Genomic DNA, 14,442 nt, shown 5'->3' with positions numbered 1-14,442 from the left:
AGTGCGCTCTCGGGCGCCGGCTCGTTAACGTAAATCTATGACGTATGTGATCGGCGCCGACTGCGTTGACGTGCTGGATAAATCCTGTGTTCAGGAGTGCCCCGTCGACTGCATTTATGAGGGCGCCCGGGCGATGTACATCAATCCCGACGAATGCGTGGACTGCGGAGCATGCAAGCCGGCTTGCCGCATGGATGCGATTTACTGGGAGGGAGATCTGCCCGCCGACCAGTTACAGCACCTGCAAGACAATGCCTCCTTTTTCCGGCGTCCACTCACAGGCCGTGCTGCGCCGCTGGGCTGCCCGGGTGGTGCCGCCGGTGTGGGTCCGCTCGGTGTCGACACCGAGTTGGTAGCCGCCATGCCCGAACGCGAGGGTCGGTTAGACGCCCACTGACGATCGAATTGTCATGGGCGCACGACGAGTACCGAGCATCCGGCGTGTCCGAAATGGGGCTTGATCGGACCGACCAAACTGGCGACCTTGTCGGCGTCCGAACTGTCCACCACCGCGAGTTGTACGGGTTCGGCTGTGCTGGAGAGGAATTCAGCGGCTCCGCTTCGCGCGGCAGCCGGAAGGACATGCACCTCACGATACTCAGAAACCCACGGGCTGAGGCGGTGATCCAGTTGAGAATACGGGATTTCACCCAGACCCCAACGCCAGACTCCCATCGCCAACACCGGTGCGTCGCGTAGGCGCGCTTCCCGGAAACCGTGCTCGAGCACAGCGTCGTTGCCGGGTTTGTCGTCGACGACGACGGCAACCCACCCCGAGCCGGGATCTTCGCCCTCGCGGTTGTGGCGGATGATCGCCACGGGACAATGCGCATTCTCGGCAACGGTGGCAGCGGTCGAGCCGAGAACTTTGCGGGCGACCCGCCCGATCCCGATCGAGCCCAGGCAAACCATTGCCGCGTGGGCAGATTCGTCGATTAACGCGCTCCCAGTCGATCCGCGCACCAGGTCGGTTTCAACTTTGACTTGCTTTCCCATCGCATTGACCGCGGCGCAGGCGGCGCGCAGCGCTGTTTCGCCGTATTCGATATCCAGGCTGTCATCGCGCGCGGTCCCATCGGATTCCCGTTGGGGGATCGCATGAACCAGACGCAGCGGAACGTCTCGGCTGACCGCCTCGCTCACCGCCCATCTGGCCGCGTTGATCGCTGCATCGGAACCGTCGATACCCACGACGACCCGCTGCGATGATTGCGGACGATTCATTGCATTCTCCGATCGGAACCGACGCTGGCGGGAAACCCCGCCTCATCGGCGATGTTATGAGTCTCAACTGATGTACAGCAGGGCCCTTCGGCCCGATTTTGGTGGCAATGGTCATCCCGGAGGCTTTGGTTACTCGACCTCGATCGTGCTTCCGGGCAACAGCTTTCGCACACGGCCTCGGCATTCTACGTCGACGGAACCGGCGTTGCCGGCCTCAGAAGTCACGGTGGCGGTCCGCCCGCTGACTTGAAGATGAAGGCGCTGACCGCGGTACACGAGTGGGAACTCAATGGGGCCGAGGTCTTGCGGCCACTGGGGCCCGAGAATGAGTCGGTCGTCCCGTGTTTCCAGTCCGGTGTAGCACCGTTGCAGCAGGTCGATGCTGCCGGCCATCGCCGCGAGGTGTATACCTTCGGCCGTCGTGCCGCCCTGGATGTCGGCGACGTCGGACTTCAGTACTAGCTGGAAATACTCCATGGCCCTGCGCCGGTTGCTCCGGGCGAGCACCCAGGAGTGCACGATGGCGCTCAATGTCGACCCGTGCGAGGTGCGGGCAAGGTAGTAATCGACTGTTTTCGGGATTTGCTCCGGGGCAAAGTGATATCCGAGCCGGCCGAACAAACCCAGCAATTCGTCGGATGACAGTAGATAGAACAGCATCAGCGCATCGGCCTGTTTGGACGCCTTGTAGTTGTTCACGCTGTCGTTTTCAGCCTCCAGGATGCGATCGAGGCGCTGAATGTTTCCGTAGCGTTCCCGATAGTGATCCCAGTCCAGTTCAGCCAGATCCGAATAGCCTTCGAACTGACTGATGACGCCGTCGTGGAATGGGACAAACATGTGCCGGCTCACGTGATCCCACCGGTCGAGATCCGCTGTGTCCAGACCGATCTTGCCGACGAGATCGAGTCGGTCGCGCAACGACAACAGGTCCAGCGCGTCCAGTGCCCGAGTGATCACCCAGACCGCCATCACGTTGGTGTAGGCGTTGTTGTCGATGCCGTCGTACTCTTTGCCCGGATAGCCGGAATGGAATTCGTCGGGGCCGATGACTCCCCGGATCGTATAGCGGCCGCGACTTTCGTCGAACGTGGCCAATCCGACCCAGAATCGGGCGATCTCGACCAGCATCTCGGCTCCGTAGTCGACGAGATACTGACGGTCGCCGGTCACCTGATAGTGCTGCCACGTGTTGAATGCGACGGCGAGACCGACGTGATGCGCGCGTGCGCTGGGATCGGGATTCCATCGGCCGGATCGCGGGTTGAGGTGGAGTTCCTGGCTCACCTCACTACCGTCACTGCCTGACTGCCACGGGTACATCGCGCCCAGGTAGCCGGCCCTGCGCGCGGCGCGTCGGGCCTCGTGAAGTCGCCGATACCGATAAAGCAACAGCGAACGCGACACGTTTGGCATCCGCAGGCTCAAAACAGGGGACACAAACAGCGCGTCCCAAAAGACGTGTCCGCGATAGGCTTCGCCGTGCAAGCCCCGCGCCGGGACGCTGGCATCAAGTTCGGCGGTGTGCGGGGAAAGCGTTTGCAGCAGCTGCACCAGATGCAGTCGAAGGATCCGCAAGGCTTCCACGCCGTCGTCAAGTCCGACGTCGCATTGCTCCCAGAGTCGGTCCCACGCCCGCCGGTGGTGCCGATGAAGATCCGCGTATCGGCCGGCTTCTTCCAGAAAGTGCTGTGCGGTGCTCGCCGGCTCAGAGATCGCGGCGTCCCGCCCGGTGAAGACCGTGACAACCTTCTCGAGCGTGATGGACTCTCCGGCGGACAAATTCACCCGGACGTTGTGACCGCCACGGCCGCCTTCCCGCACAAGGGTGTACTGCGCGTCGACGGGCGAGTCGCCGCGCCACAGCGAAGTACGGGCGGCCATCCCGATCGAGATATGTGATTGCGACGTTTGAGTCCGCAGCAGCACTGATCCAGGTGAGATTTCATCCAGGGTGGCCGGCGTCAGGTGGACACTCGACAATGAGCCATAGCGTTCCACCATTGAATTGCTGACGTCGCCATCCAAGCGCGACATGAATTCCACTGTGCCCGACCAATTCTCCGCAGCTACGATGCTCTTCATCGCGACTATGTTGTGCTGATGCATCGACGCGAATCGCTGCTGATTCAGTGTTGTCGTTCTACCGGCGTGATCCCGAAATCGCAGTGTACGGATCAGTGTCGCGTGTCGTAGGTCGAATGTTTGCTGATAGGACAGCAATTCGACGTCGTCCACACTGAACCACGGGCCGTCGTCGATACGAAACGTCACCGGCAGCCAGTTGGGCAGGTTGACGAGGCTCTCATTCTCGATTCTGCGGCCGGCGATCTGGTCGGCCAGGGTGTTGTACACGCCGGCGGCGTAGGTGCCGGGGTAGTGCGCCTCGCCCGCAGATGCCTCCGGCGCGCAGCCACGGGTGGCAACGTAGCCATTGCCAACGGTGCACAACGTCTCGCGCAGCCGCTCTTGGCCCCGGTCGTAGCCGTCAAAGACCAGTCGCCACGCATCGGCCGGGCTGGTCGCTTCATCTCGAAGGTCGTGTGCCAGACGTTGGATGAATTCACACACTGCCGAAGGGTTTTCCAAGCTGAATCGAGCGGCCGACGGTCGGTCACCGACCTCGTCGTGGCGCACCACGATCCCCACGCCGTCGAATCGAACCGCATCGAAAGCATCCTCGTCGGTGAGGTCGTCGCCGATGTAGATCGGCAATGCGGCGGGGGAGGCAGCGGTCCGATCCTCTGCCAGGATCCGTTCGAGAAGCCAATCGGGAGTGTCGCTTTTGTTCCAGGCAACGTTGGGGACCAGTTCGATGACTTTGCGTCCCTGGGTGACACGAAGATGCCTCGCCCGTCCCAGCCGAGACGCCGTGGTGACGACCCGGTCGACGCAGGCTGGATCAGCGTTGCGGTAATGAACTGTGACCGCAAACCGCTTGTGCTCCACTACTGTTCCCGGGAGGTCGCGCAGCGATTCGGTCAACTCGGTGGCGGCATCGGCCAAGACGGTAGCGGCGGCAACGGCAGCGGAGTTCTCGAGATGGGTGCCGTCCGGCCCGAGTAGCTCGAAGCCCTGGCTGCCCGCGTACCACAAGCCGTCGACGTTGACTCGCCCTTGGACGTCTTTCAGGTCTCGACCGCTTATCACGGCCACGGGACATTGCGCGGCCAGTGCGCGAAGCGCTTCGGCGGCACCGTGAACCAACACCGCGGCGTCGGGGTTATCGACGATATCGGACAGTGTGCCGTCGAAATCGAGGAACACCACGGGCCGCCGGGCGACGACAAGTTCTTTCAGTTGGCCGTAGGACTGCAAGGCATCGGCGATGGTCGACAAGGCAGAGTCGCGGCTGCGCACCGAAATCTCGGCGACATCGGCGATCACGATGTCCGCCCCCTCGGTGACCACGCCATCGGTACGGTTGCGGTCGAGGCCGATGACCAGTCCGATGCCGGAGTCTCTGGCTGTCCGGATACCGGAGTCATTGTCGGCGATCACCACACAGCGCCCGGGGCTGACCCCGAGTCGGGTGATCGCCTCGGTCAACGCCATCGTGCCGGGTCCGACCTCCGCCACGCCGACGCCGATTCCTCGCAGCTGTCGCAGCAGTGGCACGTCGGTGGGTGGGCGGGCTTGCTCGGTGTTGACGATCGCGTTGTCCAAAGTGAGGATCACGGCGTCGTGGTAGCGCCTGTCGATCGTGACGGGCCATTGGGTCACATTTGTGACGATGCCACAGCACCGACGCGGGTCAACCCTATTCGCCCGTTGAAGGTCTCTCGTCCATGCAGTTAGGGACGAAAGTCTCATGACCGATGAGTGTTTGGACCATAGCGTTCTCGATGAGCGAAGGAGAAAGCATGTCAGCGTCGGAGAAGCGTTACGGAATCGTCGTCGGCGTCGACGGATCGCCCGCGTCGGATTTCGCGGTCTGCTGGGGTGCGCGGGATGCGACGCTGCGTGGTGTTCGGCTGACCTTGGTCCACATGGTGAACCTGGCCGCTCCGGTGTGGCCCCCGATGCCACTGACCGCAGATACTCCGATATGGCAGGAAGACTATGGCCGTCGCATCCTCGAAGAGGCGGAGAAGATCGCCGAAGATGCCTCGAAGATCCACGGCCGCATCGATATTGCGACAGAACTGATGTTCGCGTCACCTGTTGCGGCGCTGGTCGATTTGTCCGACGAGGCCGAGATGGTCGTTGTGGGCAGCAACGGGCGCGGAGCACTGGCCCGAACGTTTCTGGGCTCGGTCAGCTCGGGCGTCGTGCGCAGCGCCAGGTGCCCGGTCGCGGTCATCCGTGACGAAGATCCGTTGGTGCCCAACCCGATTGACGCCCCTGTGCTGGTGGGCATCGACGGTTCTGCGGCTTCGGAGCTGGCGACGGCGATTGCTTTCGACGAAGCGTCCCGGCGCGGCGTCGAATTGACGGCGTTGCATGCGTGGAGCGACGTCGGATTGTTCGAACTTCCAAAGCCGGAGTGGACCGCGGTGCGGGCCGAGGCCGAGGAGATCCTGGCTGAACGTCTGGCCGGTTGGCAAGAACGCTATCCCGATGTCACGGTGCATCGACGTCTCGTGTGCGACCAACCTGCGCGGCAGCTGATCGAGCAGTCGGAGTCGGCCCAGTTGGTTGTCGTCGGCAGCCACGGCCGGGGTGGCTTGGCCGGCGCGCTGTTGGGCTCGGTCAGCAATGCGGTCCTGCACGGGGTCTTGGTGCCGGTGATCGTCGCGCGGCCATCGGTCGGCGACCCAGATCGGGACTAAAGCCTCATGATCGACGACCGCGCAGGCAATAGCGTTTTCAGTGACTGGAGGAGGACGCCATGACGGCTGTCGAGAAGCGCTACGGGATCGTCGTCGGAATCGATGGATCGCCCGCATCGAATGCCGCCGTGGTTTGGGCGGCACGTGACGCGGCGTTGCGAAATCTCTCTTTGAACCTCGTGCACATGTTCGAGACATTCGTGCCGACCTTCCCGCAGGTACCGATGCCGAGCGGAGTCGCGCTGTGGCAACTCGACGACGGTCGCCAGGCTCTCGAGCAGGCCGTCAAGATCGCCCAGGACGCCGTGCAAACAGACCGGAAGCTTGTCATCACGAGCGAAGTGAAGCCTTCGCCCGCGGTGCCGACGCTCATTGAGATGTCCGAAGATGCGCAGCTGGTGGTCGTCGGCTCCAACGGGCGCGGCGCGATGGAGCGGGTCTTGCTCGGTTCGGTGAGCTCGGGTGTGGTCCGCGGCGCGAAGTGTCCGGTCGCGGTGATTCGCGCCGAGTCCGGGCCTCTTCCCTATGCCCAACAGGCTCCGGTGCTGGTAGGAATCGACGGGTCGCCGGCGTCAGAGCTGGCGACGGCCATCGCGTTCGAAGAGGCGTCGCGACGTGGTGTCGAACTGGTAGCCCTGCACGCCTACAGCGATACCGAATTCTTCGAGCTTCCCGGATATGACTGGGCAGCGGTCAGGGCCGAAGCGGAGCGAAATCTGGCTGAGTGTCTGGCGGGGTGGCAAGAACGCTTCCCAGATGTGTCGGTCCAGCGGCTCGTCGTCAGAGACCGGCCGGCCCGGCAGCTGATCGAGCAGTCGGGGTCGGCCCAACTGGTGGTTGTGGGCAGCCACGGCCGCGGCTCCCTGTCGGGCGTAATGCTCGGTTCGGTGAGCAACGCGGTCGTTCACTCGATTCACACGCCGATCATTGTGGCGCGTTCTTCATAAGCCCCGACCAATTCCCGAATCGACAGGACCGTAGAGAGCGATGAACGTGACGATTGCCGCCGATCGGCCTAGCTCTGCGTCGGTGGCAGTTGCCTTGCCCTACATCGATGTCCACGAGACCCACACCGGCCTGGTGGTGCTCGCCGGGGATCGCGCCTTCAAGGCAAAGAAGCCGATCGCGACCCACTTCCTCGATTTCCGCACAGCCGAGCAGCGCGAACGCGCGTGCCTGCGAGAGGTCGAGCTCAACAGCCGGCTGTCGCCCGAAAGCTATCTCGGTGTCGCGCATCTCACCGACCCCTGCGGAGGGCCGGCCGAACCAATCGTCGTGATGCGGCGCTACCGCGAAGAAGACCGCCTGACGGCTTTGATAGCCCGAGGTCCCGACGAATCCGTGCGCGTCGTGCTGGATACCATCGCTGACGCGTTGGCCCGATTTCACGCACGCGCCGAGCGCAGCCCCGAGATCAACGCAGAGGGTAAATTGTGTGCGGTCGACGGCCGCTGGCGCGAGAACCTGTCGGAACTGAACAGCTTTGTGGGCGAGCCAGTTTCGGAGATTTCCTTCAAGGTGTTGGCACGTGTTCAGCGCCTTGCCGCTGAATTCGTTTCGGGTCGGGCCCCGTTGTTTGCCCGACGGGTCGAGGAAGGATGCATTGTCGACGGCCATGGCGATCTGCTGGCCGACGACATATTTTGGGCTGACGGCAAACTGGCGTTGCTCGACTGTCTCGAATTCGACGATAAGCTGCGCCATATCGACCGCATCGACGATGCGGCCTTCCTGGCAATGGACCTGGAGTTCCTGGGCCGCAAAGACCTTAGTGACTACTTCATCCAACGCTACATCGTCCATTCGGGTGATAGGGCGCCGTCATCGTTGTGGGACTTCTACATCGCGTATCGCGCCGTGGTGAGGGCCAAGGTTGACTGCATTCGGCACTCACAAGGCAACGCGGAGGCGGCCAGAGACGCGGGCCGGCACCTGGCCATCGCCGTCCGGCATCTAGAAAACGGCAGCGTCCGCATGGCGCTGGTCGGTGGGAATCCGGGAACTGGCAAGTCGACCGTCGCACATGCGCTCGCTGAAACTGTAGGTGCGCAGTTGATCTCAACCGATGACGTGCGCCGGGAGCTGACAGATTCAGGCGTCATCACCGGCAGCACGGGCATCCTGAATGGGGGCTTGTACCGGCCCCGAAACGTCAGGCGCGTCTACGAGCTGGTTCTAGACCGGGCCCGCGCGCTTCTCGGCGATGGGTACTCAGTCATCCTTGACGGGACCTGGCGGGATCCGCATTTACGCGCTTACGCCCACTTGCTCGCATCCGAGATGTTCTCGGCTGTTGTGGAACTCATGTGCATTGCACGCGTCGAGACCGCTGCCAAGAGAATACTGACCCGTCGGCCAGGCAACTCCGAGGTGACGCCCGAAATCGCAGCAGCGCTGGCGCGCGAACAGAACGGCTGGGACACCGCATGTGCGTTGGACACGTCCCAGCCGATCGAGCAGACCGTCCAACAAGCGCATGCCATGTGGCGTCGGTCGATTTACCCGCCCGGGTTGCACCGCGGCGTTCCATCCTGATTGATGAGGAGTCATCGTGTCGACGAATATTCTTGCAAGTCAATATGTCTCAAATATCGCCGATCTGCGGCTCTCCGATTCGGAGGAGGCGGGCGGCAAAGGCGCGAATATGGGCGAATTGGTCGCTGCCGGGCTTCCGGTTCCTCCTGGGTTCGTCTTGATGCGAAGCAGCTACTTGGCTTCGATGCAGGCAGGTGGAGTCGAGGCGGAACTGGCGGCGCTGCATGCCGAGGCGTTGGCAGAGGTCAGCAACAATTCACGCCTGTCCGAACTCTGCCAGCGCATGCAGAATCTGGTCCTCAAGGCCGGCCTCAGCGAGGAGGTGCGCGGCCCACTGCTCGATTCCTACCGCGCCCTGGGGCCGGACTGCACTGTGGCGGTTCGATCGTCGGCTACCGGCGAGGATGGTCGTGACGCATCGTTCGCTGGAATGAATCAGACACTGACGAACGTGTCGGGTGAAACGATGTTGGTGGATGCCGTCAAGGCATGCTGGGCATCGCTTTTCAGCCCTCGCGTGATCACCTATCGAGCCAGCCGCGGCTTCCTCGCGACGCCCGCAATGGCGGTCGTGGTGCAGCAGATGATCGCTTCCGAGCGGTCGGGGGTCGCGTTCACCTGCGATCCCAGCACCGGGGAGCGCGACCATCTGGTCATCGAAGCCGCTCTGGGACTGGGTGAGGTCGTCGTATCCGGAAAGGTCCAGCCCGATACCTACGTCGTCGACAAGAAGACGCTGGAAGTGCTTGATGTCAAGATCGGCTATCAGGCGTTCAAGATCGAGCGTGGTCCCGATGGCCGCGACGTGGTTGTGGATTTGGACCCCGAGCAGGCCCAGGCGCGGGTGCTCGACGACGCGTCCTTGCGGCGTATTGCGGAGCTGGCTATTGCCGTCGAATCGCACCACGGATGTCCCCAGGATGTTGAGTGGGCGATCGCGGCTGGCGAGAGTTGGCTGGTGCAAGCAAGACCGATTACGACCCTGCAAACCCACACCTCCGATGATCCGGGAACAGACGGTATCCTGGTTCGCGGATTGCCCGCGGCGCCGGGCTCGGCGTCCGGCCGGGTGCGGGTCCTGCACACGCCGGACGAGGGTAACCGGTTGCTCGACAACGAGATTCTGGTTGCTCCGATGACCAACCCGGATTGGCTCCCGGCGATCCGTCGCTCGACCGCGCTGGTGACCGAGACCGGCGGTATGACATGCCATGCGGCGATCGTGGCGCGCGAACTCGGCGTCCCGTGCGTAGTGGGAGCCCGGAATGCGACCACCATCCTGCATGATGGTCAGACGGTCACGGTCGACGGCGGACAGGGAAATGTCAGTGCCGGACGGCACGACGCGCAGGTGCGGACGACGACGGCCGAGCCACCCGCCAGGGGGCCGGAACGTAGCGAGACGACCGGCACCAAGATTTACGTCAACCTGGCGATGCCTGACTCGGCAGAAGCGGTTGCGGCCCAGGATGTCGACGGAGTGGGCCTGCTGCGCGCTGAATTCCTGCTCACCCAGGCGCTTTCGGGGCGACACCCACGCGATCTGATCGCGCGTGGCGAGCAGGCAGATCTCGTGGACGCGATGGTTGCCTCCATCGGCCGCATCGCCGCTGCATTCGGGACACGCCCGGTCGTGTACCGGGCCACCGACTTTCGTAGTAACGAATTCCGCGGTTTACGTGGCGGCGAAGCCTATGAGCCAGTCGAGCACAATCCGATGATCGGGTACCGCGGGTGCTACCGATACGTTAAAGAACCGGACCTGTTCGGTCTGGAGCTCCAGGCCCTGGCCAGGGTGCGCGAGCGGAACCCGAACGTGCACTTGATGATTCCATTTGTACGGACACGCTGGGAACTGGAAACATGCCTATCGCTTATCGATGTGAGCCCGCTAGGTGCTCAGCGAGGTTTGCATCGCTGGGTGATGGCCGAGGTGCCATCGGTGATGTATTGGCTCCCCGAGTACATCGGGCTGGGCGTGGACGGTGTATCGATCGGTAGCAACGACCTGACCCAACTGATTCTGGGTGTCGATCGAGACTCCGACATCTGTGCCGAGCTGTTCGACGAATCCGATGGCGCCGTACTCGACGCTATCGGGCGCATCGTTTCGATAGCTCGTCAGCACGGGATCACCTCGTCGCTGTGCGGTCAGGCGCCCTCGACCAATCCCGCGTTCGCCGAGCATCTTGTGCGCATGGGCATCACGTCGGTGTCGGTCAACCCCGACGCGGTTTCCGCGACTCGGCGTATTGTTGCCGCCGCGGAACGGCGGTTGCTGCTGGAATCAGCGCGTGGTCGTGAATAACTGGGCACGCGTTCAACCGCAGGAGTAAGACAGATGGCTCGGCATTGGTTGGTGATGGAGGCATCCGGCGATGGGCCTCCGGCACCGTTCGTCGCCCGGCTGGCAGCTGCCGGCCGGCATTTGCCCGAAACCCACCTGACCACAGACGAACTGATGGCGACCACACGTCACCGTACCCACATCGATCTGGAGCGATTGACCGGGATCCACGAGCGGCGCGTTTCGGTGGGGGACGAGGATTCCTACACGCTGGCCACCTCGGCGGCACTGAATTGCCTTGCCACCGCACAACAGGATCCGGCATCCCTTGACGTGGTTATCAGCTGTAGCATCACGAAACTTCGTGGCGGCCTGACCCAATGGCTCGAGCCGTCGATGAGCGGTGCGATAGCTCGTGGGATTGGGGCGCCGCAGGCAATGACGTTCGATGTGTCGAATGCATGTGCCGGAATGCTCACCGGGGTAACAATTTTGAACAACTGGATCCGGCAGGGCATTGTCGAGCGTGGACTCGTGGTCAGCGGCGAATATATCTCGCAGCTCGGCCACAACGCGGCCCGACACATTCGCAACATCATGAGCAAAGAGCTTGCGTGCCTGACTCTCGGGGACGCCGGCGCGGCACTTCTGTTGGAGCGCGCGCCCGCCGGCTCAGCCGGTATCGGCCTGGCCGGATTCACTACGGTCGCCGATTACAGCAGGCTCTGCCTGGCCTATCCAAAAGGCCACGATCCGGGTGCGCGCATGTTCACCAATTCGCGGGCGATTCAAAAGGCCGCGATCGCCAACACTCCACTGTTGCTGCATGAAGTGCTTGATACCGTTGGCATTTCGATTCACGACATCGACCACGTGATCACCCACCAGACTTCGGCGCGCGCTATTCGCAAAGGAATGGCCCGGATGTCGGAGGCGTTCGGCGACAGTCCCCGGCACGACGCCGTGATCACCGTCGACCGGTACGGCAACACGGCGTCGACGACTCACACGGTGGCCCTCGTCGAAGAACTCGAAGCGGGACGCATCAAGGCCGGAGAAAGGGTCGCGCTGCTTGCCCTGGCTTCGGGACTCGAGATCGGTGTGGTGTTACTGACCCTGGATGAGGATTTGGTGAGCCGTTATGGGCACCGTGATTGAACAAGTCGACATCTCACACGCACGGTGGCGTGACCGGCACAGCGCGCTGCGCCTCGCGGTCGGTGCCGCCGAGGATTGCCTGCTGCACGCTGGTTGCGAGCCAAGTGAATTGGACCTCGTCGTCAATGCCGGTATTTACCGCGACCGCAATTTGGGGGAGCCCGCGCTGGCGGCGCTGATTCAGGACGACATCGGCGCCAACCCCGAGGACCCGCACAGTGACGCACACGGCACTTTCTCCTTCGATATCGCCAACGGTGCCTGCGGAGTGCTGACCGCGCTGCAGATCGTCGACGGATTCCTGCGAACGCGCAGCATCCGGCGCGCGCTTATCGTGGCCAGCGACGCCGATCCGGGCCATGGCATGAGCGAGCACTTTCCCTTTTCGGCGGCCGGTGCCGCGTTGCTCTGCGGATGGACTGATGACAGCTATGGCCTCAGCGGCGTCTCCTGGGTGAACGACGCGGCAGGCGGTGACGAAATATTCTCTGCGACAGTCGGATTCGCCGACGCGCGTAACGTTCTTCGGTTCAATCAGTCGGCCACGATGGATGAGCGATTCGCTGCAGCGGCCGCGGAGGCGGCGCGCGCATGCCTGGATGCGCAATCGCTGCGGCTTTCCGACATCGACATGATCGTCGCCGCACCGGCGCGGCACGAATACCGCACCGCGCTGAGCAACCGGTTTGGGTTGCCGGTCGACCGGATCAGCATCGCCGACGACCAACGGATGCATACCGCCGCGCTGGCGGCAGCATTCGAGCGGCAGGCCGCTGGGCTGCCCGCGGGCGCGCAAGTTCTGTTCGTCGTTGCCGGTGCGGGCGTCACCGCCGGTGCCGCCGTGTACCGTCAGCCGCCGCAAGCAGGGACGGTGTCGTGATGGAGCATTTGAGCGCTTTCGATGCCACTTTCCTCGAGGTCGAGGATTCCGATCCGCACGTGAGTTTGGCGATCGGCAGTGTCTCGATCATGGAAGGCCCAGCTCCGAGCTACGAAGAGTTGGTTTCGACCTTTGCCGAACGGGCTCCGCAAATTCCGCGCTGCAAGCAGGTGCTGCGGACGCACCCACTGGATCTCGGCCCACCCGAATGGGCCGACGATCCGCACTTCGACGTCTCGCGTCACCTGCATCGTCTAGCCCTGCCGCACCCTGGCGACGACGCGGCGTTATTCGAGATGGTCGCGTCTGTGATGGAGCGACGGCTCGATCGCGAGCGCCCACTCTGGGAGTGCTGGATCTTCGAGGGGCTGAGCGAGGACCGGTGGGCCGTGCTGACCAAAGTCCATCACTGCATCGCTGATGGGATCGCGACGACGCAGATCCTGGCAAAGTTCAGCGATAGCGGCGGCGGCGACAGCTTCGCGACCGCTATTCGTGCGGCCAGGGAGCCGGTCCGTCACGGGTTGGGTTTCCCGAAGATCAGTTTGAACCCGGTGAACTGGGTCAGCGGGCTAGGGCGAAGCGCGTTTGCCGCGGCGGCCGCGGTCGAGCACATGGTGATGGGTGCGGCAGAGCTGACAGCCGGTGTGCTCAGCCCGGCGCCCGATTCGTCGCTGAACGGCCCGGTTACGTCGCTGCGTCGCTACAGTGTGGCCCGGGTTCGGTTGGCTGACCTGCAGAAGGTTGCTCGGGCATTTGGCGTGACGCTCAACGATGTAGCGCTGGCGGCGATCACCGACAGTTACCGCAAGATCTTGCTGGAGCGCGGGGAGCGGCCCGGCCACAACTCGCTGCGCACGCTGGTTCCGGTTTCGGTCCGCGCGACGAACCACTTCAATATGGCCGACAACCAGGTCTCGGCAATGCTGCCGTTGCTACCCGTCGACGAGGCGGACCCGCTCAAGCAGCTGCAGCTCGTGCACAGTCGGCTCACGCGGGCCAAGGCCAGCGGTCAACGTGAAGGAGGCTCGGCGCTGACCGCGGCGGCCAAGAATGTCCCTTTCGCGTTCACCGCATGGGCCATCCGATTGCTGTCCCGACTGCCCCAGAAGGCAGTGGTCGCGGTGGCGACCAACGTTCCCGGCCCGCGGGACGGGCAGAAACTGATGGGCCGGCGGGTGCTGGAGATCCTCCCGATCCCGCCGATCGCTCTCAATGTGCGGACTGCCGTCGCGATGCTCAGTTACGCCGACCAGTTCATATTCGGCATCACCGCCGATTACGACACCGCGCCCGACATCGACGCGCTGGCCGCAGGAATTGCCGATGGGGTCGCACATCTCGTCGAGGCCTGCGCCGCGCACCGAGGCAAGCGTCTTCCTGACCAAGGGTAGAGCTGACGAAAGTCCTCCACGCTAGCGACTTCGGTCCCTTTCAAGGGGTTTCGTGAACTGCTGAGATGAGAGTTGACCATGGCCTTGGCCATTTTCGCCGGTAAAAGGGGTGCCGATCATGGCTCGTGTTGCAGGGGCGAAAGTAATTGTCCTCGAGTCACACCCGGTTTGGATTGCCGCTCAACAGCTTGC

Annotated in this window: 10 protein-coding genes; 8 read left to right on the top strand and 2 right to left on the bottom strand. The window is 63.2% G+C overall.

All coding sequences use genetic code 11. From position 1 onward, the window contains the following. The first annotated feature begins 37 nt into the window (after positions 1-37). Positions 38-397, top strand: a complete 360-nt coding sequence (fdxA, locus tag ACAG21_RS12160) for a ferredoxin (RefSeq protein WP_370496360.1) — start codon at positions 38-40, stop codon at positions 395-397. A gap of 11 nt (positions 398-408) precedes the next feature. Here the strand turns inward: fdxA and ACAG21_RS12155 are convergent, their stop codons facing one another. Next, positions 409-1,224: a universal stress protein gene (locus ACAG21_RS12155; RefSeq protein ID WP_370496359.1), complete on the bottom strand. Its 816-nt coding sequence runs from the start codon at positions 1,222-1,224 to the stop codon at positions 409-411. Positions 1,225-1,353: 129 nt separating this feature from the next. Continuing rightward, the gene (gene otsB / locus ACAG21_RS12150; protein ID WP_370496358.1) at positions 1,354-4,947 is read right to left on the bottom strand and encodes a trehalose-phosphatase; all 3,594 of its coding nucleotides are present in this window, start codon (positions 4,945-4,947) and stop codon (positions 1,354-1,356) included. Between the two features lie 140 nt (positions 4,948-5,087). Here otsB and ACAG21_RS12145 point away from each other — a divergent pair, with 140 nt between their 5' ends. Genes ACAG21_RS12145 through ACAG21_RS12115 form a run of 7 tightly spaced genes read left to right on the top strand, consistent with a single transcriptional unit; the run spans position 5,088 to position 14,250 of the window. Continuing rightward, positions 5,088-5,996, top strand: coding sequence for a universal stress protein (locus ACAG21_RS12145; protein WP_370496357.1), 909 nt, complete (start codon positions 5,088-5,090; stop codon positions 5,994-5,996). A 59-nt stretch (positions 5,997-6,055) separates the two neighbouring features. After that, entirely contained in the window at positions 6,056-6,943 is an 888-nt protein-coding gene (locus ACAG21_RS12140) for a universal stress protein (protein ID WP_370496356.1), read from the top strand. Between the two features lie 40 nt (positions 6,944-6,983). Next, the gene (locus tag ACAG21_RS12135) at positions 6,984-8,531 is read left to right on the top strand and encodes an AAA family ATPase (RefSeq protein WP_370496355.1); all 1,548 of its coding nucleotides are present in this window, start codon (positions 6,984-6,986) and stop codon (positions 8,529-8,531) included. Positions 8,532-8,547: 16 nt separating this feature from the next. Then, the gene (gene ppsA, locus ACAG21_RS12130) at positions 8,548-10,839 is read left to right on the top strand and encodes a phosphoenolpyruvate synthase (RefSeq protein ID WP_370496354.1); all 2,292 of its coding nucleotides are present in this window, start codon (positions 8,548-8,550) and stop codon (positions 10,837-10,839) included. A gap of 33 nt (positions 10,840-10,872) precedes the next feature. After that, the gene (locus ACAG21_RS12125) at positions 10,873-11,976 is read left to right on the top strand and encodes a 3-oxoacyl-ACP synthase III family protein (protein WP_370496353.1); all 1,104 of its coding nucleotides are present in this window, start codon (positions 10,873-10,875) and stop codon (positions 11,974-11,976) included. Continuing rightward, positions 11,960-12,856 carry a 3-oxoacyl-ACP synthase gene (locus ACAG21_RS12120; protein ID WP_370496352.1) on the top strand — a complete coding sequence of 299 codons (897 nt, stop codon included), beginning with the start codon at positions 11,960-11,962 and terminating at the stop codon, positions 12,854-12,856. Before ACAG21_RS12125 ends, ACAG21_RS12120 begins: the two co-directional genes overlap by 17 nt. Then, positions 12,856-14,250, top strand: a complete 1,395-nt coding sequence (locus tag ACAG21_RS12115; protein ID WP_370496351.1) for a wax ester/triacylglycerol synthase family O-acyltransferase — start codon at positions 12,856-12,858, stop codon at positions 14,248-14,250. The genes ACAG21_RS12120 and ACAG21_RS12115 overlap by 1 nt, the downstream gene beginning before the upstream one ends. Positions 14,251-14,442 lie beyond the last annotated feature (192 nt).

Source organism: Mycobacterium sp. pR1184 (assembly GCF_041287235.1).
Lineage (GTDB): Bacteria > Actinomycetota > Actinomycetes > Mycobacteriales > Mycobacteriaceae > Mycobacterium.
Note: the sequence above shows the minus strand (reverse complement) of the source record. Positions and strands in the feature narration are given on the sequence as shown.

What these genes read in the sequence shown, in the direction of transcription:
- fdxA (WP_370496360.1), top strand. Translation starts at nt 38, where the DNA reads ATGACGTATGTGATCGGCGCCGACTGCGTTGACGTGCTGGATAAATCC.
- ACAG21_RS12155 (WP_370496359.1), bottom strand. Translation starts at nt 1,224, where the DNA reads ATGAATCGTCCGCAATCATCGCAGCGGGTCGTCGTGGGTATCGACGGT.
- ACAG21_RS12145 (WP_370496357.1), top strand. Translation starts at nt 5,088, where the DNA reads ATGTCAGCGTCGGAGAAGCGTTACGGAATCGTCGTCGGCGTCGACGGA.
- ACAG21_RS12140 (WP_370496356.1), top strand. Translation starts at nt 6,056, where the DNA reads ATGACGGCTGTCGAGAAGCGCTACGGGATCGTCGTCGGAATCGATGGA.
- ACAG21_RS12135 (WP_370496355.1), top strand. Translation starts at nt 6,984, where the DNA reads ATGAACGTGACGATTGCCGCCGATCGGCCTAGCTCTGCGTCGGTGGCA.
- ACAG21_RS12125 (WP_370496353.1), top strand. Translation starts at nt 10,873, where the DNA reads ATGGCTCGGCATTGGTTGGTGATGGAGGCATCCGGCGATGGGCCTCCG.
- ACAG21_RS12120 (WP_370496352.1), top strand. Translation starts at nt 11,960, where the DNA reads ATGGGCACCGTGATTGAACAAGTCGACATCTCACACGCACGGTGGCGT.
- ACAG21_RS12115 (WP_370496351.1), top strand. Translation starts at nt 12,856, where the DNA reads ATGGAGCATTTGAGCGCTTTCGATGCCACTTTCCTCGAGGTCGAGGAT.